18 protein-coding genes are annotated in these 23,962 nt (G+C 45.1%); 16 read left to right on the top strand and 2 right to left on the bottom strand.

Going from position 1 to position 23,962, the window contains the following annotated elements:
- The first annotated feature begins 73 nt into the window (after positions 1-73).
- The 3 genes from clpB (at position 74) to RHM67_RS10925 (ending at position 5,041) form a co-directional block, all read left to right on the top strand.
- Complete coding sequence (clpB, locus tag RHM67_RS10915; RefSeq protein ID WP_322226740.1) at positions 74-2,671, top strand: ATP-dependent chaperone ClpB; 2,598 nt, start codon at positions 74-76, stop codon at positions 2,669-2,671.
- Positions 2,672-2,918: 247 nt separating this feature from the next.
- Positions 2,919-4,541 (top strand): hypothetical protein, encoded by a 1,623-nt coding sequence (locus RHM67_RS10920; protein ID WP_322226741.1) that lies wholly within the window; start codon positions 2,919-2,921, stop codon positions 4,539-4,541.
- Positions 4,542-4,696: 155 nt separating this feature from the next.
- Positions 4,697-5,041, top strand: a complete 345-nt coding sequence (locus tag RHM67_RS10925; RefSeq protein WP_322226742.1) for a phosphoribosylpyrophosphate synthetase — start codon at positions 4,697-4,699, stop codon at positions 5,039-5,041.
- A gap of 69 nt (positions 5,042-5,110) precedes the next feature.
- Here the strand turns inward: RHM67_RS10925 and RHM67_RS10930 are convergent, their stop codons facing one another.
- Positions 5,111-5,674, bottom strand: a complete 564-nt coding sequence (locus RHM67_RS10930; RefSeq protein WP_322226743.1) for a hypothetical protein — start codon at positions 5,672-5,674, stop codon at positions 5,111-5,113.
- Between the two features lie 260 nt (positions 5,675-5,934).
- Between RHM67_RS10930 and RHM67_RS10935 the strand changes: the two genes are divergently transcribed.
- From RHM67_RS10935 to RHM67_RS10985, 11 genes are all read left to right on the top strand, one after another.
- Complete coding sequence (locus RHM67_RS10935) at positions 5,935-7,203, top strand: pitrilysin family protein (RefSeq protein WP_322226744.1); 1,269 nt, start codon at positions 5,935-5,937, stop codon at positions 7,201-7,203.
- 70 nt (positions 7,204-7,273) lie between these two features.
- The gene (locus tag RHM67_RS10940) at positions 7,274-8,557 is read left to right on the top strand and encodes a pitrilysin family protein (RefSeq protein ID WP_322226745.1); all 1,284 of its coding nucleotides are present in this window, start codon (positions 7,274-7,276) and stop codon (positions 8,555-8,557) included.
- A 144-nt stretch (positions 8,558-8,701) separates the two neighbouring features.
- The gene (guaB, locus tag RHM67_RS10945; protein WP_322226746.1) at positions 8,702-10,171 is read left to right on the top strand and encodes an IMP dehydrogenase; all 1,470 of its coding nucleotides are present in this window, start codon (positions 8,702-8,704) and stop codon (positions 10,169-10,171) included.
- Positions 10,172-10,268: 97 nt separating this feature from the next.
- Positions 10,269-10,853 carry a TIGR00730 family Rossman fold protein gene (locus tag RHM67_RS10950; protein ID WP_322226747.1) on the top strand — a complete coding sequence of 195 codons (585 nt, stop codon included), beginning with the start codon at positions 10,269-10,271 and terminating at the stop codon, positions 10,851-10,853.
- Positions 10,854-10,972: 119 nt separating this feature from the next.
- Positions 10,973-12,601: an acyl-CoA carboxylase subunit beta gene (locus RHM67_RS10955; RefSeq protein WP_322226748.1), complete on the top strand. Its 1,629-nt coding sequence runs from the start codon at positions 10,973-10,975 to the stop codon at positions 12,599-12,601.
- Positions 12,602-12,730: 129 nt separating this feature from the next.
- The gene (locus tag RHM67_RS10960; protein ID WP_322226749.1) at positions 12,731-13,906 is read left to right on the top strand and encodes a dipeptidase; all 1,176 of its coding nucleotides are present in this window, start codon (positions 12,731-12,733) and stop codon (positions 13,904-13,906) included.
- 22 nt (positions 13,907-13,928) lie between these two features.
- Positions 13,929-14,222: a nucleotidyltransferase domain-containing protein gene (locus RHM67_RS10965; RefSeq protein WP_322226751.1), complete on the top strand. Its 294-nt coding sequence runs from the start codon at positions 13,929-13,931 to the stop codon at positions 14,220-14,222.
- A 248-nt stretch (positions 14,223-14,470) separates the two neighbouring features.
- Positions 14,471-15,427 carry a thioredoxin-disulfide reductase gene (trxB, locus tag RHM67_RS10970; protein WP_322226753.1) on the top strand — a complete coding sequence of 319 codons (957 nt, stop codon included), beginning with the start codon at positions 14,471-14,473 and terminating at the stop codon, positions 15,425-15,427.
- A 177-nt stretch (positions 15,428-15,604) separates the two neighbouring features.
- A complete protein-coding gene (locus RHM67_RS10975; RefSeq protein WP_322226754.1) occupies positions 15,605-17,920 on the top strand; it encodes a family 20 glycosylhydrolase in 2,316 nt (771 codons plus the stop codon).
- Between the two features lie 15 nt (positions 17,921-17,935).
- On the top strand, positions 17,936-18,667 hold the full coding sequence (locus tag RHM67_RS10980; RefSeq protein WP_322226755.1) for a hypothetical protein: 732 nt from the start codon (positions 17,936-17,938) through the stop codon (positions 18,665-18,667).
- A gap of 75 nt (positions 18,668-18,742) precedes the next feature.
- Positions 18,743-19,030 (top strand): hypothetical protein, encoded by a 288-nt coding sequence (locus tag RHM67_RS10985; protein ID WP_322226757.1) that lies wholly within the window; start codon positions 18,743-18,745, stop codon positions 19,028-19,030.
- Positions 19,031-19,197: 167 nt separating this feature from the next.
- Here the strand turns inward: RHM67_RS10985 and RHM67_RS10990 are convergent, their stop codons facing one another.
- Positions 19,198-20,754, bottom strand: coding sequence for a M20/M25/M40 family metallo-hydrolase (locus RHM67_RS10990; RefSeq protein WP_322226758.1), 1,557 nt, complete (start codon positions 20,752-20,754; stop codon positions 19,198-19,200).
- Between the two features lie 522 nt (positions 20,755-21,276).
- Between RHM67_RS10990 and RHM67_RS10995 the strand changes: the two genes are divergently transcribed.
- Both RHM67_RS10995 and RHM67_RS11000 read left to right on the top strand, forming a co-directional pair.
- On the top strand, positions 21,277-21,723 hold the full coding sequence (locus RHM67_RS10995; protein WP_322226760.1) for a hypothetical protein: 447 nt from the start codon (positions 21,277-21,279) through the stop codon (positions 21,721-21,723).
- 170 nt (positions 21,724-21,893) lie between these two features.
- Positions 21,894-23,951 carry a BatA domain-containing protein gene (locus tag RHM67_RS11000; protein WP_322226761.1) on the top strand — a complete coding sequence of 686 codons (2,058 nt, stop codon included), beginning with the start codon at positions 21,894-21,896 and terminating at the stop codon, positions 23,949-23,951.
- The last annotated feature ends 11 nt before the right edge of the window (positions 23,952-23,962 follow it).

Consider the following 23,962-nt stretch of genomic DNA (forward strand, 5'->3'; position numbering starts at 1 on the left):
GCTCAGTTTAAAATTGAATGCCATTTGTTCATAAATGCGGATGTGGCAATTGTTTTGAGCATATCTTAGTACTATGAATTTTAACAACTTTACCATAAAAGCCCAGGAAGCCGTACAAAAGGCATCCGAAATTGCGACAGGCAACCAGCAACAAGCTATTGAGCCAGCGCACCTATTAAAAGGGCTGTTATTGGTTGACGAGAACGTTATTACCTATCTATTAAAAAAACTAAACGTTAACCTAAACAGGCTAAACGAAACGCTTGATACCCAAATCGCATCCTTCCCAAAAGTGAGCGGGAGCGATGTTTACCTTGCATCAGGCGTAAATTCAGCATTACAAAAAGCAAATGCTTACCTTAAAGAATTTAAGGATGAGTTTGTATCTGTAGAACATATACTATTAGGCATCTTAAGTGGCAGCAACAAAGCTGCCAGTGACTTAAAGGATGCAGGCGTAAATGAAAAAGACCTTAAAAAAGCAATTACCAGTTTACGCGGTGACAGCAAGGTTACCGACCAAAACGCCGAAGCATCTTACAACGCCCTTAACAAATACGCCCGTAACTTGAATGATTACGCCGAAAGCGGTAAACTCGACCCGGTGATAGGTCGTGATGAGGAAATCCGTCGGGTGATCCAGATCCTATCGCGCCGTACCAAAAACAACCCGATATTGGTTGGTGAGCCGGGTGTTGGTAAAACCGCTATTGCCGAAGGTATCGCCTTCAGGATCATCAAAGGTGACGTGCCCGAGAGCCTAAAAACCAAAACCGTTTACTCGCTGGATATGGGCGCACTGATAGCCGGTGCCAAATATAAAGGTGAGTTTGAAGAACGCCTTAAAGCCGTTATTAAAGAAGTTATCCAGAGCGATGGCGAGATTGTATTGTTTATCGATGAGATCCACACCCTGGTTGGTGCAGGTGGTGGCGAAGGTGCTATGGATGCCGCAAACATCCTGAAACCGGCCCTTGCCCGTGGCGAATTACGCGCTATTGGTGCAACCACGCTTAACGAGTACCAGAAATATGTAGAGAAGGATAAAGCGCTCGAACGCCGTTTCCAAAAGGTGATGGTAGGCGAGCCGGATACTGCTGATGCAATCTCTATATTACGTGGATTGAAGGAACGTTATGAAGCACACCATAAAGTACGCATCAAGGATGAGGCTATTATTGCCGCGGTAGAAATGTCGCAGCGCTATATTTCTGACAGGTTCCTGCCGGATAAGGCTATTGACCTGATGGATGAGGCCGCTTCTAAATTGCGTTTAGAAATGGATTCGGTACCTGAAGTGGTGGATGAGTTGGAACGCCGCATTATGCAGCTGGAGATAGAGCGCGAAGCTATCAAACGCGAAAAGGAAGACCACAAAGTAAAAGAACTTAGCAAAGAGATCGCCAATCTATCTGCCGACCGTGATTCGCTACGTGCTAAATGGCAGGGCGAAAAAGATATTGTAGATGGCATCAACCAGAAAGTTGAGCAGATCGAAAATTATAAACTGGAAGCCGAACAAGCCGAACGCGCTGGCGATTACGGTAAAGTAGCCGAATTACGCTATGGTACCATCGTTGAAGCACAGCGCGAAGTGGATAAGCTTAAAGAAGCCCTGGCCGAAAACAAGGACGATAACCGCATGCTGAAAGAAGAGGTTACCGCAGACGATATTGCCGGTGTGGTAAGCCGATGGACAGGCATCCCGGTGAGTAAAATGATCCAAAGCGAACGCGAGAAATTGCTGAGCCTGGAAGCCGAACTGCACAAACGTGTGGCAGGGCAAGAGGAAGCTATTGAAGCGATAAGCGATGCCATCCGCCGGAGCCGCGCAGGTTTGCAGGATAAGCGTAAGCCAATCGGCTCGTTTATCTTTTTAGGTACAACAGGTGTGGGTAAAACCGAGCTTGCCAAAGCCCTTGCAGAATACTTGTTTAATGATGAAAACTCATTGGTGCGGATCGACATGAGCGAGTACCAGGAACGCCACTCTGTTTCAAGATTGATAGGGGCCCCTCCGGGATACGTGGGTTATGATGAAGGCGGCCAGTTAACCGAAGCCGTTCGCCGTAAACCGTACAGCGTGGTATTGCTGGATGAGATAGAGAAAGCGCACCCGGATGTATTTAACATATTGCTACAGGTGCTTGATGATGGTCACCTAACCGACAACAAAGGCCGCGTGGTCAACTTTAAGAACACCATCATCATCATGACATCCAACATAGGTTCAAACATCATTCAGGAGAACTTCTCTGAGTTGGAGGATAATAACCGTGATGAAGTGATCGCCAAAACCAAAAATGAATTGTTTACGCTGTTGCGTGCAACCATCCGCCCCGAGTTTTTAAACCGGATAGACGAGATCATCATGTTTACGCCGCTAAGCAGGGACGAGATAGGAGATATTGTGAAACTGCAGTTTAGGCAGGTACAACAAACACTTGCCGAAATGGGGGTAACCATAGATGCGACTGAAGAAGCCTTAGATTGGCTGGCGCAATTGGGTTACGACCCGCAGTTTGGTGCCCGCCCGTTAAAAAGGGTTATCCAAAAGAAAATACTGAACGAGTTATCAAAACAGATCCTGGCCGGCAAGGTGGATCGTGATAGCAAGATTAAGCTGGATATGTTTGATAATAACTTTGTATTTGTGAATGCGGGTGAGTAAGATTTGAGACGAGATATGAGATAGATTTGTGAGAGTGATTGCAATCTCGAACTATTAATTAACTATTTATACAAGCGGGCTGCCTTAGGGCGGCCTTTTTGTTTTTAGATGTTTTTTGGTTAAATTAAACTTGTAAATAACTTAATAATAACTTAATAATAGGTGTATAACTTATTGAAAGATATTGTAGAGATTTGAGTGTATAATTAAGTGAAACGAAATCAAAACTTAACTAAAAAATAAAAACATGTCTCATTTTACTAAACTGAAATTACCGTTTATCGCATTATTTGCGGCGGGTTTATTGGCAGCAGGTTGCCAGAAAAGCGAAAGTGTTAAAACAGATGCAACATCATTAGCCGCCGGGGTTAAGCCATCAGCATCTTTAAAAACAGAAGCTGTATCCTTAACGCAGGGGTTTGAAGTTGGTGCTACCAGCCCAAAAACAGCATATGATGTATCACCAACCGGTTCATCGGGCGGCGATGACGTTACTTTATCCGGCAGTACATGGAACTTATACGACGCGCTGATAGGTAATTTAGCGGCCGATCAAAAAGTGGGGTCATGGTCGGCGCGTATTCGTAACACGGGTAAAATAACCATGCTTTTTGATGTTACCACAGGTGTGAGTACGGTAACGTTAAAGTCGGCAACTTACAGCGGCGATGTAGCGAGCACCTGGGGCTTGTTTTATTCGGTAAACGGCGGAAGTACCTGGGCACAATCGGGTGCGGCGGTTACTACAACGGCGTCTCTAACTTTAACAACCTTTACCATTACCCAAACCGGGAATGTACGTTTAGAGATCCGTAAGTTAAGCGGTGGTACCAACCGTATCAACATCGATGATATCGCCGTAAATGATAACGCCGGTGGTGGTGGCACAGGCGGCGGTACAGTTATTGCCGGGAAGAAATTTTTATTTGATGCCAGCCATTTAGAAAACGCAGGTAGTGCCGATTGGCAAATTGATGCTGATGGTACCGAAAATGTACCGATATATACCGGCGGTACAACTGTAGAAACCAAAGCTCAGCGTTTCCCTACGCCATCTTATACAGGTATTACCGCATCAACCAGCGAAAGCTATTGGAAAGGTGCTATGTCGGCCTGGGCGGTTGAACTGGTTAAAAAAGGCGAGTTGGTAGAATCGTTACCTTCCGGTACGGCAATTACTTATGGTAACAGCTCAAATGTGCAGGATCTAAGCAATTACGATGTGTTTGTGGTTGTAGAACCTAACCGTTTATTTACTGCTGCCGAAAAAACAGCTATTATGAATTTTGTAAGCAATGGTGGTGGGTTGGTAATGGTTGCCGACCATACAGCCGCGACTACAGCAGGTACAGATGCAAATGGTTACAACCCGTCAGATCGTGATGGCGATGGTTATGATTCGCCCCGTGTTTGGAATGATCTGATGACCAATAACGGCATCAATAATAACAACCCTTTTGGCTTTACAATTAACTACGTTGATATCAGCGAAGGGCCGTCTACCAATGTATATACAGGTACAAATGCCAACGCGCAAATAGTTTTAAACGGTGCAGCGGGCGCGGCTTCCAAACTTGCGTTTTACAATGGCTCTACAGCAACTTTAACACCTGCCAATAATGCCAATGTACAAGGCCTGTTTTGGCGTAATAGCGCCACCAACGGCGGTAATGCCAATGTAATGGCATTGCTTTCAACATATGGTAGCGGCAGGGTTTTCTTTATTGGCGATAGTTCACCATCTGATGACGGTACAGGTGATACCGGCGATAGCTTGTTTAACGGATGGTCGGGCGATTCGCCATCAGGTTTTACATCGCACCCGGCGTTGCATTTAAATGCGGCACTGTGGGCGGCTAAAGCGCAGTAGTAGTTTTTAATCTGATTTAGGCAGCAATGGGGTAAACCTCATTGCTGCTTTTTTTTGAATATAATTTTATCAGCATTAACTATTTCAAAACAAACCTTTCGCATTAATGGTTATTTAGGTTCAATTGTTATCACACCAATATAAACGCTACTACCATGAAAAATTTTGAAACCTTAGTGGATGCCACTAACGACCTTACGAAGAGAGGATATACAGCAAACTTAAGCCTCGAAGGCGATACCATAGACGACAAATCGCAAGACGTACACATGACTGCCGATGACTTTGAGATAGACGAATTTTACCGTTTTGAAGGACAAAGTAACCCGTCGGATATGTCTATCGTTTATGCCATCAATTCACCAAAATATAACCTTAAAGGTATTTTAATAAATGCTTACGGTACTTATGCAGATGATAGTTCATCAGCAATATCTGCCAAGCTGCACCATCACCAGGTTAGCGATAACCTGCACGGCGCGGATAGGCCGACAGAGTAAAATGAAAATATAAAAGTCAGAATTTGAAGATGTTGCAGGCGACAGGCAATTTTTTTAAACTTTGACTTTTTAATTTTTACTCTCCATCGCAGCAAGTAATTTTTTTCCTCTTGATTGTATGGCCGGGCCGCCGGTGCGCATTATAAACTGCATCTGGTTCGCCAGTTCTTCTTTGATCCAATCGTACCGCCTATGTAAATTGAATAAAGTATCTGCCGCGAAAACCTTAACCGCTACTTTTACTTTTGGGTCTATGAGCCAGTCGAAACATTTTTCAACTACGTCTTCCATATCTATAGCTGCTAATTTTTGGCGGATGGTTGCCGGTGCATCAGGCATAGTTAAATGCATCATGATGCGGGCGTAGTGCCGTTTGCAGCTTTCGTTGGTTACATCGGCCATGCGTTTTGCAAAATATTCCAGGTGCTCTATATAACGTTCGGGGTGGGTCAACATCATCGTATCCAGTAACCATGCGGCATGGAAACCTATTTGTTTATTGGTATGGAAGGTAAGGCCTATAAGTTCATTAAGGTCGTAATGCTGATCGGGTAATATAACAGCCAGTCGCTCAATAAACCCTTTGGTGGGGTCTACTGTTAGTTCTATTATTAACTGTTCTTTCGTAAGCATTATATCAATCAGTATGTAAATTTATAATAGCTTGTTTTAATAATATCGTAACAGGCTGGTAATATAACAGATATGTAATTGTTGTAAAATACCACAACCATTAGCTGTTTATTTGTTTAATATAGCGTACTAATAATATTGTTTTTTATGTTTGATAAGTATGGGCTTAGTGTTTATTTTTTGACAATGCCCGTACAACAAATAAACCTAACAGAGGGTAAAAATTATACATTTGCCTACTGCTAATTAATCGTTATTACATGGTTAAATTTAATCGTTTTACACTGGACAATGGCCTGCGCGTAATTGTTCACGAAGATAGTACTACCCCGATGGCCGTGCTCAACATTCTATACGATGTTGGTGCGCGCGATGAAAACCCCGGGCAAACCGGCTTCGCGCATTTATTTGAGCACCTGATGTTTGGCGGCTCGGTAAATATCCCTAATTATGATGGCCCGCTGCAAAGGGTGGGGGGCGAAAACAACGCCTTCACCAGCAATGATATTACCAACTATTACATCACCCTGCCATCGGCCAATTTAGAGACCGCCTTTTGGCTGGAAAGCGACCGCATGCTAAGCCTTGCCTTTAGCGAGAAAAGCCTGGAGGTGCAGCGTAACGTGGTGATAGAGGAGTTTAAGCAGCGTTACCTTAACCAGCCTTACGGCGATGTTTGGTTAAAGCTTAGGCCAATGGTATATAAAAGCCACCCATACCAATGGGCAACTATCGGTAAAACCATTAAACATATCGAGGATGCCAAAATAGAGGATGTAAAAGCCTTTTTTAAAAAGCACTACAACCCGCAAAACGCCATTATGGTAGTTGGGGGCGATGTAAAGACCGAAGACATAAGAGCCATGGCCGAAAAGTGGTTTGGCCCGATCCCTGCCGGCGAAAAATACCACCGCAACTTGCCACAAGAGCAACCACAGCACGAAGAGCGCCGCGAAACGTTTACCGCGAAAGTGCCGTTGAACGACGTATATATCGCCTTCCAGATGGAGGGGCGTTTGGATGATAGCTATTATGCGGTGGAGCTGATGTCTGACATTCTATCAAGAGGAAACTCATCACGCTTGCACCGTAGCCTGATAAAGGATAAACAGCTGTTTAGCGAGGTGCATGCTTATATCACAGGCAGCCTTGATAAAGGCATGTTTGTGCTGGAAGGCAAACCGCTTGAACATGTGAGTATTGAACAAGCCGAACAGGCGCTTTGGGACGAAGTAGAGAAACTAAAGAACGAAGAAGTGCCTGCCAATGAACTAACCAAGGTTAAGAATAAAACCGAGAGTACGATGGTGTTTTCGGAGATGTCGCTTTTAGATAAGGCCATGAATTTGGCTTTTTATGAGTTGATGGGCGATGCAGATGGTTTTAACCACGAGTCGGCTAAGTTTTTGGCGGTTACGGCAGTAGAGATAAAGGCGCATGCCAACACCATCTTCACTAAAGAAAACTCATCAACGCTGGTTTACCTGGCGCAGGCTGTAAATGAGCCGGTACAGCTAATTAGCGAATAACAGATTAATTGAATCGTCTAAGCCGCAAATGTTAAGTATTACGGTAATGACTAAATGACGCAATGACTCAATGACTGAATTAGACAGAAAAACACCCCCGCAATTTAACGGGGTAGAAAATATAACACTGATCCGCCCGGAGGCTACTAAACTTGCCAATGGTGCCAATATCTTCACCTTTAACTCGGGCGACCTTGACCTGGTGCGTATAGAATGGATCTTCCATAATCTGCGGTTCGACCCTACGAAGCCTTTGCTGAACGTAGCCGTTAACACCATGCTTACCGAGGGTACAATCAAATTAACCGCCGCGCAGATTGCCGACAAGATTGATTTTTACGGTGCTTTTTTGCAGGTTGATTTTAGTTACGACCACTCGCAGGTAACGCTTTACACGCTTACCAAGCATTTAAACTCGACCCTGCCGGTGATCAAGGATATCCTTACGGATTCCATCTTCCCGCAAAAGGAGTTGGAAACCTTTGTGCGTAACCAGCAGCAGAAGCTACAGGTGAGCCTGCAAAAGAATGATTTTGTTGCCCGCAGGGCCTTTAATAAAGCCCTATACGGCGAAACTATTTACGGACTGGCTGCCCAGCCCGAAGATTTTCAGTCTTTAAAAAGGGAAGACCTGCTGGAGAAATACAAGGAAATGTACCAGCCGGATAATTGTAATATCATTATTGCAGGTAAAGCCGATCCGCAGATATTGGAGGCCGTTACCAAAACCTTTGAGGGTGCATGGGGCGAGGTAACCGTACCAGCCGATACCACGCAGCCCGATCTTAACCCATCTGCAGAGCGTTTCATTTACGTGGAAAAAGCGGATGCCATTCAATCGGCTATACGGATAGGCACACCGTTCGTAAATCGTACGCATCCCGATTTCCATGCGTTGCAGGTGTTGAATACGGTTTTGGGCGGATACTTTGGTTCGAGGTTAATGACCAATATCCGCGAGGATAAAGGCTACACTTATGGTATCGGCTCGGGCATGTCGTCGTTCAAACAAACGGGTTCGTTCTTCATCGCATCAGAAGTTGGGGCCGATGTTTGTAAAGCCGCGGTTGCAGAGATCGAGAAAGAGGTGAACCTGTTAAAAACAGACCTGATCCCCCACGAAGAACTTTCGCTGGTGCGCAACTTTATGCTTGGCTCACTTTTAGGCAGCCTGGAGAACGTGCTATCCCATGCCGATAAATTCAAGAACCTGTACTTTGCCGGCCTGGATTATGATTATTACGAACGCTACACCCAAACCGTAAAAAATATCACTGCCGAAGACCTGAAAACCCTTGCCAATAAGTATTTCGACTTTGAGGATTTTTATAAAGTGATAGTAGGGAAATATTGATCAATTTGAAGATGAAATAATTTGAAGGTTTGAAAATGACACATCCAAAAGTCATTTTCAAATCATTCTCATTTTCAAATTCTCAAATTTCATATATTTTGTTAGCTTTGCCTGGCAAATAATAACTCCAAATAATTATTTGCTATGCAGTTAGACCCATCCAAATTTGTCGCCGAAGGATTAACCTATGACGACGTACTATTACTCCCCGCTTATTCAGAAGTATTACCGCGCGAAGTTAACACGAGCACCTTTTTAACAAAAAAGATCCGTTTAAACATCCCGATCATTTCGGCCGCAATGGATACCGTAACCGAAGCTGGCCTGGCTATTGCCCTTGCCCAGGCTGGTGGTATTGGTATGCTGCACAAAAACATGACCATCCAGCAACAGGCCGACGAGGTACGTAAAGTAAAACGTTCGGAAAGTGGCATGATCCAGGAACCGGTTACCCTGCTCGAAAATGCATTGTTATCAGATGCCGTTAACATCATGCGCGAAAACAGCATTGGTGGTATCCCAGTTATTGATGCCGATGGCAAATTGAAAGGCATCATCACCAACCGCGATCTTCGTTTCCAGAAAGACCTTACTGTACCGGTGAGCGACATTATGACCAAAACTAACCTGATCGTAGCACCGCAAGGCACCAACCTTACCGATGCTGCTGCCATACTGCAAGCCAATAAAATTGAAAAACTACCCGTAGTAAACAAGGATGGTGTACTGGTAGGTTTAATTACATATAAGGATATCCAGAAAGTTAAAAACTTCCCCAACGCTTGTAAAGACGAGTTTGGCCGCCTGCGTGTAGGCGCTGCCGTTGGTGTTGCTTCAGATAATATTGACCGTGTTACCGCATTGGTTAAGGCAGGCGTGGATGTGATTACGGTTGATACCGCTCACGGCCACTCAAAGGGCGTTATAGACATGGTTAAGGCCGTTAAACAGCTTTACCCGGACCTACAGGTTATTGCAGGTAACATTGCTACAGGCGATGCCGCAAGGGCCCTTGCCGATGCTGGTGCCGATGCTGTTAAAGTAGGTATTGGCCCTGGTTCTATCTGTACTACCCGTATCATTGCAGGTGTGGGTGTGCCGCAATTGTATGCCATTTATGAATGTGCTAAAGCGCTTGAAGGTACAGGCATCCCGGTTATTGCCGATGGCGGTATCAAACAAACCGGAGATATTGTTAAGGCTATTGCGGCAGGTGCAAGCTCAATCATGGCAGGTTCATTATTTGCGGGGGTAGAAGAATCACCGGGCGAAACTATCATTTACGAAGGCCGTAAATTTAAATCGTACCGTGGTATGGGTTCTATCGAGGCGATGGCTAAAGGTTCTAAAGATCGATACTTCCAGGATGAAACCGACGTGGTAACCAAACTGGTTCCAGAAGGTATAGTTGGCCGCGTACCATTTAAAGGTAACATGGCCGAGGTGGTTTACCAATATATTGGCGGTTTACGCGCCGGTATGCACTACTGCGGTGCTGCCAATATCGAAGACCTGCAGAAAGCCAAATTTGTACGCATCACCGCTGCCGGTATGCGCGAAAGCCACCCGCACGATATTACCATCACTAAAGAAGCACCCAATTATACGAGGTAGTGATTAGAGGTTAGAGATTAGAGATTAGTATGAAATCTTAATCTCTAACCTCTAAAACATGCAAGCCTAATCTCTAATTAACTAATCTCTAATTTCTATGCGAAGCATCTGCGTATTCTGTGGTGCCAATTTTAATGGCGACCCTGCACTTAAACAAGCGGTTGAATTATTGGCCGAAGTAATGGTAAGCAAACATATTAGTTTGGTATACGGTGGCGGTAATGTTGGCGTAATGGGTTTACTGGCCGATGCGGTATTGGGCAGGGGTGGGGAGGTCATTGGCATTATCCCACAGTTTTTGATGGATAAGGAAGTCGGCCACAAAGGCATTACCAAACTACACATTGTAGATAACATGCACCAGCGTAAGCAAATGATGAACGACCTTTGCGACGGTATCATCATGCTTCCCGGCGGCTTTGGTACTTTGGAGGAATTTTTTGAAGTGCTTACCTGGCTGCAATTAGGCTTACACAAACACCCGGTTGGCATTTTGAATGTTGGCGGCTTTTACGATGCCCTGCTAACGCAGATGGATGTGATGGTGGAACAGCGCTATCTTAAACCCGCTAATCGCGAACTGGTACTAACTTCTGTAGACCCAATAGAACTGGTTGACCTGATGGAAAAGATCGACATAAAACCCGATGAGGTTTGGTTTAGGGATAGGAATTTGACGTAGCAGTTGGCATATAAGAGTCAGCAATTGCTGTAATTGCTATGCATGCATAATAAAACACAATGTGTTTGGGTTATTCCCAAGTAATTTTCCTAAAATTACATAACCTATAATAAACACATATGAATCTGGAATTCAATAAGAATGAGGACGTTAACAAACAACTCGTTTACGAATTTAATACAAGGCTTAAAAAAATATTCATGGGTGGTGGCGAAAAGGCCGCTGCCAAACAAAAAGAAAAAGGCAAAATGCTTGCCCGCGAGCGCGTTGCCTACCTTATAGACGACGATAAGCCCTGGCTGGAAGTCGGAGCCTTTACTGCCGATGGCATGTATGCCGAGCATGGTGGCTGCCCAAGTGGTGGCGTGGTTTGCGGCATTGGCTATGTAAGCGGCAGGCAATGTGTAATTGTGGCTAATGATGCTACCGTTAAAGCCGGTGCATGGTTCCCTATAACAGCCAAGAAAAATTTACGCGCGCAAGAAATCGCGATGGAGAACCGCCTGCCTATCATCTATCTGGTAGATTCGGCAGGTGTGTATTTGCCATTGCAGGACGAGATATTTCCCGATAAAGAACACTTTGGCCGCATCTTTCGCAATAACGCGCAAATGAGTAGCATGGGTATCATCCAGATCGCGGCTATTATGGGCTCTTGCGTAGCTGGTGGCGCGTATTTGCCCATTATGAGCGATGAGGCTATGATTGTGGAAGGCACTGGCTCGGTTTTTCTGGCGGGATCTTATTTGGTAAAATCAGCCATAGGCGAGGACGTGGATAACGAAACCCTTGGCGGCGCAACCACGCAGTGCGAGATCTCTGGTGTAACAGATTACAAACATCCTAACGATAAAGCCTGCCTGGATTCTATCCGTAACATCATGAACAAGGTGGGCGATTATAACAAGGCCGGTTTCGACAGAATTAAACCATCGGCACCAAAACTAAACGAGAAAGATATTTACGGCATCCTGCCCGAAACCCGAGATAAGGCCTATGATATGTATGAGATCATCAAACGTTTGATAGATGATTCGGAATTTGAGGAGTACAAGGCAGGTTACGGTCAATCTATCATTTGCGGCCTTGGCCGTGTGGATGGCTGGGCGGTTGGCATTGTGGCTAATCAGCGCAAGGTCATCAAATCTAAAAAAGGCGAAATGCAATTTGGCGGGGTCATCTATTCCGATTCGGCTGATAAGGCAACCCGTTTTATAATGAACTGTAACCAAAAGAAGATCCCCTTGGTTTTCTTGCAGGATGTTACCGGCTTTATGGTAGGCAGCCGTAGCGAGCATGGCGGTATCATAAAAGACGGTGCTAAAATGGTGAACGCGGTAGCCAATTCAGTCGTGCCAAAATTTACCATCGTGATAGGTAATTCTTACGGTGCAGGCAACTACGCTATGTGCGGTAAGGCTTACGACCCAAGGTTGATCTACGCGTGGCCATCAGCCAAAATAGCCGTGATGGGTGGCGCACAGGCAGCAAAAGTATTGGTGCAAATGCAGGCCGCAGGCCTAAAAGCAAAAGGCGAAGAGGTGGATGAGGTAAAAGAAGCCGAATTGTTGAAACAAACTACCGACCGTTACAACGCCCAAACAACCCCATACTATGCTGCTGCAAGGCTTTGGGTAGATGGCATTATCGACCCATTAGAAACCCGCAAAGTGATCTCAATGGGCATCGAAGCCGCCAACCACGCGCCGATAGAGAAACAATTTAATGTCGGGATAATACAGACGTAGTTACACAACCTGTCATTGAGGAGCGTAGCGACGTGGCAATCTCAGCATATCCGGCTTGTCCTATGAGATTGCCACGCTATCGCTTACAGCAATGACATGGTGTTTAAAAGTTTTTACTACCTTCAAAATATGAAACGCCTCCTGCTACCAATTTTCCTCTTATCAGCCCTCTGCGCCTCCGCTCAAAACGTTAAGCAGATCCATCAGCGTGCAATTCTGGTAGATACCCATAACGATGCGCTTTCCAATCAACTTATAACCAAAGTCGATCTGGGCAAATTGCAAACCATTGGCAATTTCGATCTGCCGCGGGCTAAAAAGGCAGGGTTAGATGTGCAGGTTTTTTCCGTTTGGTGTGGCGACCAGTATGGTAATGGCACGGCTTATGCTTTTGCCAACCGCGAAATAGATTCGTTAGACGCGCTTATTAAACGTTATCCCAATAAAATTAAGTTAGTCCGCACCGCCGCCGACCTGCAAAAAACCGTCGCGCAGAAAAAAATGGCGGCCATGATAGGGGTAGAAGGGGGCCACATGATAGAGGACAGGCTGGATTATATCGATAGCCTGCACAAACGCGGTATGGCTTACCTAACCCTCACCTGGAATAACAGCACCAGTTGGTCAACATCTGCCCGCGACGAAGTTTTGCACGGTGATAGTTTAAAGCACAAAGGCCTTACGGATTTTGGCAAGCAGGTGGTTCAGCGCCTAAATAAATTAGGGGTGATGATAGACCTGTCGCACCCCGGCGAACAAACCTTTAACGATGTAATGGCGATAACTATCAAGCCGGTTATTGCATCGCATAGTTGTGTTTACGCCTTAAACCCGCACCGCCGAAATCTTAAGGATTATCAGCTTAAAGCAATCGCCAAAAACGGAGGTGTGGTTTTTCTTAACTTTTACAGCGGGTTTATCGATAGTGCCTATAATGCGAAGCATGAGATTTATCTTGCCAAACACAAAACGGAGCTGGATTCGCTGATCAAAATCTATAACGATTACGACCTCGCCAGCATTCGCCTAAATGTTATTAACAAAACCGAGGCCGACCAGTTCCGCCCGCCGCTAAGTATGCTTATTAAACATATCGATTACATGGTGAAGCTGATCGGTGCCGATCATGTGGGTATCGGCTCGGACTTTGACGGCGCCGAATCGTACCCCTTAGGATTGGATAGCGTTTTAGATTATCCTAAAATAACCGCCGAAATGGTTAAACTCCATTACAGCGAGAAAGATATCGATAAGATATTGGGTGGTAATTTTATCAGGGTATTAAAGGCAAACACAGGCAAATGATATATTATTTATATTTGTAATAATGCACAGAAGGGCAGAAATATTGCAATGGTTAAAGAATATATTGGATAAGAATTTGTCTAATATAACTTACCGCGCTTTTATTGTTGGTTCCCAGGCCAATAAGGAAATTTTAAGCCGTTCGGATATTGACGTAGGTATTATTGCCGATGTAAATCTCTCAACCGAAAAAATCGTTCGTATCCACGAGGCTATCCAGCAATTGCCAATGCATTTTAAAGTTGATGTTGTTGACTTTTACGATGTTGATGGAACTTTTAAAACCATGGCGTTAAGCAATATTGAAGTTTTATGACGGATTTATTTCGACAAGAAATGATGAAATACTTCGGTCTGCTATAACTTTAAGGCGCAACGCATCTGTACATACCTATAATCAAAACTTGCCGATACCTTATTTGGCGAGCTTCCTACTTATTATCAGGCCATGAATAATCTATTGATCGCATTAAAAAAGCAAGCTTAAGTATGGCACTATGTTGACTATTACCTATTGGCGCAATCAGGTATAAATATTAAATTCGCATCTCATTAAAAATACAAATGTCACAAGATATTGAACACGTAAAATGCCTTATTATAGGTTCGGGCCCGGCGGGATATACCGCAGCAATTTATGCTTCCCGTGCCGACCTGCACCCGGTAATGTACACAGGCATGCTTGCCGGCGGGCAGCTTACCCAAACTACCGATGTAGAGAATTTCCCGGGTTACCCTGATGGGATCATGGGCCCCGAAATGATGGAAGATTTTCGTAAACAGGCCGAGCGCCTGGGTACCGATATCCGCTTTGGTTACGTAAGTTCGGTTGATTTTAGCTCGTTGCCCCACAAGGTTACCGTTGATGAAAGCAAAACCATACTGGCCGATACCGTTATTATTTCTACCGGTGCATCTGCAAAATGGTTGGGTTTGGATTCTGAGCAAAAATACAGCGGCTTTGGCGTTTCTGCCTGTGCCGTTTGTGATGGCTTTTTCTTTAAAGGACAAGATGTTGCCATTGTTGGTGCCGGTGATACCGCTGCCGAAGAAGCAACCTACCTGGCTAAATTAACCCGTAAAGTTTATATGATCGTTCGCCGCGATGAGTTCCGTGCTTCAAAAGCAATGGTTCACCGTGTGCTGAACACCCCGAACATCGAGATACTTTATAATACCGATACCATCGAAATTTTAGGCGATGGACAAAGCGTTAACGCTGTTAAAGTTTGTAATAACGTTACCAACGAAGACAGGATCTTAGACGTTACCGGTTTCTTTGTAGCCATCGGTCACAAACCCAATACCGATATTTTCCGCAATACCATCCACATGGACGAAACCGGGTACATCATCACCCGTCCGGGTTCAACCGAAACTAACGTAGAAGGTGTGTTTTGCTGCGGCGATGCGCAAGATCATATTTACCGCCAGGCAGTTACCGCTGCAGGTACAGGTTGTATGGCCGCCATTGATGCCGAGCGTTACCTTGCTGCCAAAGAGCACGTGGTAACAGCGTAAAGTAGAGACTCGATACTTCGCGTCTTTCTACGACAAATTAAAATATTTTAAAAAGCCGTATTCCTAATAAGAATATGGCTTTTTTGTTTCTGTTAGTGTAATATTTGAATGATTATGGTGCATTTTTTTTAAATAATGCTAAATTACGGCCTCAATATTTACCTGTTTAGTTTTACTATGAAGAAAAAGATCTCTGCAGCACTGCTTACCTTTTTATTAACCTCATCTGTTATTGTTAAAGCCCAGGATACCGACCCTTATGCCGGTATTATCCCGGCACCGGTGTCTGTCAAAAAAATACCCGGCGAATTTATTTTAAGCCAGGAAACTGTGATTCAGGCCGATACGCCGAACAATAAGGCTGTGCAGTTCTTCTCTGCATTTTTAGCCAATAACATGGCCTACAACAAGCAGGTAGGTTTAAGAAATGCCCGTGTTAGTACTACCTCCATATATTTAACATCAACAGGTACCGAAGGCCTGCCTGCCGAAGGTTATCGTTTAACCATTACCCCACAGCAAATTACCGTAGCAGGTAAAGGCGCGGGTTTGTTTTATGGCATCCAAACGCTGATGCAATTAATGCCGCTCGAAAGATCGGCAACTGCGAAATTGCCTGCTGTTACTATTGAGGATTATCCCCGTTTTGGTTACCGTGGTATGATGCTTGATGTTTGCCGCCACTTTTTCTCGGTAGAGTTTGTGAAAAGGTATATCGACCTGATGGCTGCATACAAATTAAACACCTTCCACTGGCACTTAACTGACGACCAGGGATGGCGCATCGAGATCAAAAAATACCCGAAACTAACCACCGTAGGTAGCCGCCGCGCCGAAAGCGTTATCGGTAACTTTAAAGACCGCACCCCACTGCAATATGATGGTGTGCCGGTTACAGGTTTTTATACGCAAGACCAAATTCGTGAGGTAATTAAATATGCATCTGACAGGTACATCACCATTGTACCCGAAATTGAAATGCCGGGCCACGCTTTAGCTGCCCTAACCGCATACCCGGAGTTAAGCTGCGACCCAAGCCAAACCTACCAGGTATCGGGCAAGTGGGGCGTATTCAATAATATCTTTTGTCCAACAGAAAGAACGTTTGGCTTTTTGCAGGATGTGCTGACCGAGGTGATAGACCTGTTCCCGAGTAAATACATACACATTGGGGGCGACGAAGCACCAAAAGACATTTGGAAGAAAACGAAATTTTGCCAGGACCTCATCAAACGCCTCAAGCTTAAAGACGAACATGGTTTGCAAAGCTACTTCATTCAACGGATGGAGAAATTTGTGAATAGCAAAGGCCGCAGCATCATCGGCTGGGACGAGATACTGGAAGGCGGGCTTGCACCAAACGCTACCGTAATGAGCTGGAGGGGCGAAGAAGGCGGCATCGAAGCGGCCAAACAAAGCCACGATGTGATCATGACGCCAAGCAGTCAGGGCTTATATTTTGACCACGCGCAAGGTAAAATAAACCAGGAGCCCGTAGGCATCGGCGGTAGCGCAACTATCCAGAAAACGTACGCTTATAACCCTACACCGGCGGCCCTAACGCCTGATCAGCAGAAATACATCAAAGGCGTACAAGCCAACCTTTGGACGGAATATATTACCACCGAAAACAAGGTTGAATATATGGTGTTGCCGCGAATGCTTGCCCTATCAGAAGTCGCCTGGACACCAATCGCCAATAAAAACTATAAGGACTTTTCTGAAACACGTTTACCCGCGCACTTAGCCTGGTTTGATAAAAACGGTTACAACTTCCGTGTACCGGCAGCTATTGGCAATGCGGATACGGTGATGATAGGCTCGACCATGACAGTAAACCTGAAATCGCCGGTGAAGGGTGCTAAGATCTACTACACCATTGACGGCTACACCCCGAGCGAAACGGAGTTACTTTACACCACGCCAATGACGTACCCTGTACCTTTAAATGAGTACCGTGATCTAAAAACGATTGTGGTTACCCCATCGGGCAAACGCAGCGTTATAACGGCGGCTAAAGTATTTAATAAAGCACCGTTAGCGCCAGTACAATATGCAGGCAACACCCCGGGCTTAAAATACCAGGCATCGGCAGGTACTTATGTAAATACTACGCAAATTAACCCGGCAGCGGTTATTGATACCGGCGTGGCAAAAAGCTTTAGCACCGCATTAAGCGCGTTCAAAAAGGCGTTTAACAAATATGGTGTGGTATTTAACGGTTACTTAAAGGCCGATGTTGATGGTAACTATGGCTTTTCAACCGCTTCATCAAATGGTTCGGTTTTATTGATTGATGATGTAGCCATTGTTGATAAAGACGGCCGCACCGGCCCGGTTGAGCAGCAGGGTGTGATCCCTTTGCAGAAGGGGTATCATAAGATCACCATAAAATATGTGGATGCAAACTCCTCGGGAAGTGGTCTACGGGTTTACATGACCATTCCCGGTAAGCCAAAAGGCGAGGTATCACCAGATATGATGTTCAATTAATTGCTATCTTCACGTATGGATTTTAGAAACTATTTATTCATATCAGCTGCTTGCTTGTCTATCGCGGGCTGCAGCAGTGAGGATAAAAAGCCTGCCGTTAACAATAACGTGGCGGCTAAACCGGCTGTTATGGCACCGTTCCGTTTCCATAAAGCGATAGAAGTATCGCCGGGGCAAACGTACGATGTGGTTAGCTGGGGCAGGGGATCTACACAAACCGGTTCGTTTGCTATACTGCATTCCGATTCGGCGGCTATGAAATATAACACCACCACGGGCGACCTCGACGGCACCATTACCGATGTGTTTAATGCCGATATGGATGTTGATGGCAACCCCGAGATATTGATTCAATCTAAAGGGAAAGACACGGTTAATTACGCCAAGATATACGCGTTTGAGTTTAATAATACCAATGCCAACAAGTTGGATTTTCCAAAACTGACCAGTTCGCAACGGAAAGGCTATCGTGGTAACGACAACTTTTACATTAAAGATGGCAAGCTGATCCGCGAGTTTCCGATCTACGACAAAAACGATTCCACTGCCAAACCAACAGGTGCCAAACGCCAGTTAGAATATGGCCTGCGCAGTAACAACTTTACGGTTACACAGTTAAGCAAGGATTCGACAGATAGCAAGACATCGGTTATTGCGAAAAAAGCCGAACCTGAAAAGAAACAAACGGTAAGCAAAAAACACAAACAAACCGAAACCAGAAAGAAACGCCGCAGGCATAGGAGATAGGCAACAAAATATGATATTTCACCGCAGGTGGTTTAGCTGAATAATACTAAACCACCTGTTTTATTTTCAGCATAAATGATATTAGAAGAGTTTTTACACCGCTTAAAAGTTGAACACCATACGGTGGATAAACTTACACAAGAAACCTATTACCAGCGCCTCTCGAGCTTGTTTGTAGTGTTAGAACTTGATGGCGATAACCTGAACGAAGAACACGACCTGGGCTTAGACGCCATTCTCGATAAGATGAACGATATCAATGAGGATGACCTGCAGCTGGACATGTCGCCCGAGGATCTGGCGGTGCTGGTTAAGAAAGTGAAGACGGGGCTGGCGATTTTGATCACTAAGATTGAGGAGTAGTCGGTAAATAAAAATGCACGTCATTGCGAGCGTAGCGTGGCAATCTTCGATCGGTCTGCGGCTCTGTAAGTAGGGCATTGCCGCGTCGCTATCGCTCCTCGCAATACCGCATGGAAAACAAAAGGGGCTTAGCGTTCGCTAAGCCCCTTTTGTCAATTTAAACTTCCTTAAAACCCATCAAACACATACGGCTCTTTAACCAGCGGTTTGCGTGGCATCATATCTTTTTCGATACTGGTTTGGTATACGAATGATGCTACGATGATGGCGGCCTGTTTAAGGTCTTCAATCTGCAGGTGTTCGTAATTATCCTGGTTGCTATGGTGGGTTTTGGTTTCGTAATCTATCGGGTCCTGGATGAACTGGAAACCCGGGATGCCCGCCCAGTCAAACGACAAATGATCTGTTGAGCCGGTGTTTTTATCGGTAACTGTTTTTGCGCCAAGGTCGGCAAAGGGCTCAAACCATTTTTGGAAGATCGGCATAATGGTTTTGTTGCTTTGGGTGAAGATCCCGCGGATCTTACCTGTGCCGTTGTCCAAATTATAATAGGCCGATACCTTTGATTGTTCCGGTTTTAGCTTATAATCCATGCCCATAAAATGGTTTTTTGCATAGTTGTATGAGCCGTAAATGCCCTGCTCTTCGCCATCCCATAGGGCGATTCGGATGGTGCGTTTTGGTTTAAGACCAAGCGAATCTATCAATCGCACAACTTCCATCATTACAATACAGCCAGCGGCGTTATCGGTAGCGCCGGTTGCTGACTGCCATGAATCGAGGTGGCCGCCAAGCATCACCAGTTGCGATTTTAATTTAGGATCGGTACCCGGGATCTCGCCAACTACGTTATAGCCTTTGATGTCATCGGTTGAGGCTTTTGCCTGGATGTTAACCGCAAGCTCTACAGGATGACCGCTTTGGATCAGGCGTTTAATTTTTTGTCCGTCCTCGTAAGCCATGCTTAGCTGAGGGATGGCCGCAGGTGCGGTAAGCTTATGTTCGGCATTACCCTGCACAAATACGGTACCATTGTTGTTGCTTTCCCCTGCGCCTATCAATCCTAATGCCCCTGCGCTTTTCATCAGCACATCAACCTTACTAATTATTTTAAAATATCCTCCGTATTGCGCCATCTGCTCACGAGTTACCATATACGTGTCCTTCATGTTCGCCAGTTCCTCGTCGGTTAGGCGTTCGGCCAAAGGCTTAAAGTTTGCATCTTTCTGTTGATTGCCGGCAACGGCTATCAGGATAAATTTGCCTTTAAAATCGTTAAGATGCGCCGCGATGTACGTGGTATCCATCGCCTGCGCCGGGGTTATTAATGAAACCTGCCCTTGTTTTGTTCCGTTGGTCGCGGCGCTCCAGGGGTTAGGGTAGGCCATAACGGGTTGCACGTATGGCGCTTTCATGATAATGCTGAAACCCTGCAAATCCCACTGCTTGCCAAAATCACCCCATGGTTCTAGCTTGGCGTTCACCAGTCCCCATTTGGTCATGGTTTCAACGGCCCAGTTGGCGGCGCGTTTATAACCCGGCGAAGCGGTAAGCCTCGGGCCGGCAACGTCGGTTAAATAATGCGCTATCTTAGGGATCTGCGAGCTGCTCATTTCGGCACGGCGGATGCGGCCAAAAACAGCGGTATCCGGCGTTTGTGCAAATGCCGATATGCCGCCAAGCAAACCCGCGGCCAATGTTAGTTTTAAGGTTAAGTGTTTCATTGTTTTGTGGTTGCAGTTAAGTTTGTTAAAACTACAGCAATGTTGTTACAAGCGCAAATATTGATTTGCAAATCATTCTTCGTAGTGACGCGAGGTACGGGAATAATATTGTAGAGACGCGATACTTCGCATCTCCAGCCTGCAAGACCGCGGGAATAATATTGTAGGGACGCGATACTTCGCGTCTTTTTGGGATATGGATTGTTAAAAATATCATTGCCGTTGGCTTCAGCCAACGGATAACCAATAAGCATCTTCCGGCTTTAGCCGAACCCAAACGTATTTGGCTAAAGCCGTTTTCTTATCTCCCATTCCGTCCCTTAAAAGGGACGGCAATGAATTACAAGCAAAGTTTGAGACGCGAAGTATCGCGTCTCTACGGGAATAATATTGTAGAGACGCGATACTTCGGTAACTATACACTATTTTACACCAATTATTTTCAAATAAATTTGGATTTAGTGTAAACCGAGTGTTTATTCCTACCTTTAAGACACCTAACAAGTGACTTTTTTTATTACAATGAAGGTATTAAGAAATATTTTATTTATTACTTTAATATTTATAGGGTTTAGGTCGAAATCGCAAACCTTATTAAATCGTGACTTATCGGAAATAAATAAAGTCATTTTGTCACAAAAAGGAGGGCTCCTCCATAAATCCAAAAAAAGTGCAAAGTTTGGGTACGTAACACCACCGGAGGGGAATACCTGTATATTTAATACAACTTGTTATTTTAACCCAAAACACAAGTGCTTTAAATACATCAACAAATATTGGGGCAATGATTTACCAACTAAAGAAATCAATGGACTTAAAAATAGCTATCCCGGTTTAAAAGCAATCGTCAACGATTCAACATGGATCGATTATAATCAAAAAATTCGGGTAACATTAGTAAATGATAAGCATATCCATGCCGTATATTATTTGATAATAGAAACTTTCGATTTGAAAACTAACAAATAATTTAGTGTAAACTTATATATAGTCACCGATACTTCGCGTCTCCAGCCTGCAAGACCGCGGGAATGCTATTGTAGAGACGCAATACTTTGCGTCTCCCGAATGCAAGCCCGCATACCCAATTTAACTTGATATCCTTCCCTCATCTGCCCAATAATTTGCACATTTGTGTAATGCACTTTTTATATCCCGCTTTTTTATTTGCATTGTTAACGCTGGCCATCCCGGTCATCATTCATCTGTTCAATTTCAGGCGTTATAAAAAGGTTTTGTTCAGTAATGTGCAGTTCCTTAAAGAGGTACAGGAGCAACAGGCAAGTCGCCGCAATATCAAGGAGCGGTTGATCCTGGCTGCGCGATTATTAGCCCTGTTGTTTTTGGTGCTGGCCTTTTCCCGGCCATACATCCCCGGTAAAAATGAAGCCAGTACGGGCAAGCAGCAGGTGGTGAGCGTTTTTGTAGATAACTCCTACTCGATGCAAACCCTAAACCGCGAGGGCAGCCTGCTTGACGAGGCCAAACAAAAGGCTAAACAAATTGCCGCAGCATACAATATTAATGATCGTTTTCAACTGCTTACGCAGGATTTTGAAGGCAAACATCAACGATTACTTACCCGCGCCGAGTTTAACGACGCGGTGGATGCCGTAAAGATAAGCCCGCAAAGCAGGCAGCTTAACCAGGTTTTGGCAAGGCAAAAAAGCTTGCTGGACATGCAGGTAGGCGCGGTAAAAAGCGTATATATCCTGTCAGATTTTCAAAAGAATATTGAAGGAAAGTCTACTATCGCGGATGCCGGTTTACCGGTAAACCTGATCCGGTTAAAAGCCAATCCGCTGCCCAACATGGCGGTAGATTCAGTTTGGATGCTGAACGCCACCCATCGCCCCGGCGAAAACGAAAAGATGGTGGTGAGGCTACGCAATTATGCCGATAAAGCTGCAGAGAAGATCCCGCTTAAGCTGATGATAAACGGTGTACAAAAAGCCATTGGCAGTTTTACGGTGAAAGAACGATCGGCACAAACGGATACCTTGTCGTTCTCGGGTTTGCAGGATGGCTGGCAGCGTGCCGAGATCCAACTGCAGGATAACCCTATCACGTTCGATAATAAATTTTACTTTACTTTTAATGTTACCAAACAACTGCCCGTATTGCTGATAAACGGCGGGGCGCCCAATAAATATTTAAGCGCTGTTTTTGCTACGGATGCCTTCTTCGCCCCGAAGCAAGTGCGGGATGGTAATGTGGATTACGCGGGGCTAAATGCTTATCCGATAATCGTACTGAGTGATGTTAAAACGGTGTCGGCAGGTTTGGCGCAGCAGTTAAAAACTTATGTAAGCAAGGGCGGCACGCTGATGGTATTTCCGTCCGTAGGTGCGGATATCAATAGTTATAAAGCTTTTTTGCAGCCAATTGGGGCCGCTTACCCGACAGGTTTGGTGGAGGTACCAACCAAAGTAGCAAGCATCAACCTGCAAAGCCGCATCTTTAAAAGCATTTTTGAAACATCGCCACAAAACCCCGACCTGCCGGCGGTATATAAATATTATGCGTTAAACAGTGGTACACGCCAAGGCGAATACCTGATGAAGCTGAAAGACGGGGCAGCCCTGTGGCAGGGCTCAACATTGGGCAGGGGCTGGGTTTACGTAGCCGCCGTCGCCTTGGATGAGGCTTACAGTAACCTGCCGGTACACGCGTTGTTTGTGCCGGTGATGTTAAGGATAGCCTTGCTGAGCGGCCACGACCAGCCGCTGTTTTATACCGCTGGCAATAACGAACCTATTGAAACCGTTCCGATACAATCGACAGAGAAACAATTGGTTAAGCTAATTAAGGATAACCAAACCATCATCCCAGAAGTAAAACAGCAGGAGGGGAGTACCATGCTTTACCTGCCCGACCAACTGACCGAAACCGGGATCTATGATCTAAAAAAGCAGGACAGCACAGCCGCGGTTTTGGCTTTTAACGATAACCGTAGCGAAAGCGACCTGAGTTATCTGACATCGGCAGAATTGGAAAAACTGTTCCCAAAAAACGCGTTTTTGTTAAACGCGAATAAATTAAATGCAGAAAGCCTTACAGGAGCTGCAAATTTGGGGCTTCAATTATGGAAACTTTGTATAATTTTGGCGCTGATATTCCTGGCCGCCGAAACGTCGCTGATCCGGTACTATAAAACCGGCAAAACAAACGTTACGCAACCTGCAGATATCAACTAACCCATCATAAA

The sequence above is a fragment of the Mucilaginibacter sp. 5C4 genome, from assembly GCF_034345625.1.
GTDB lineage: Bacteria > Bacteroidota > Bacteroidia > Sphingobacteriales > Sphingobacteriaceae > Mucilaginibacter > Mucilaginibacter aurantiaciroseus.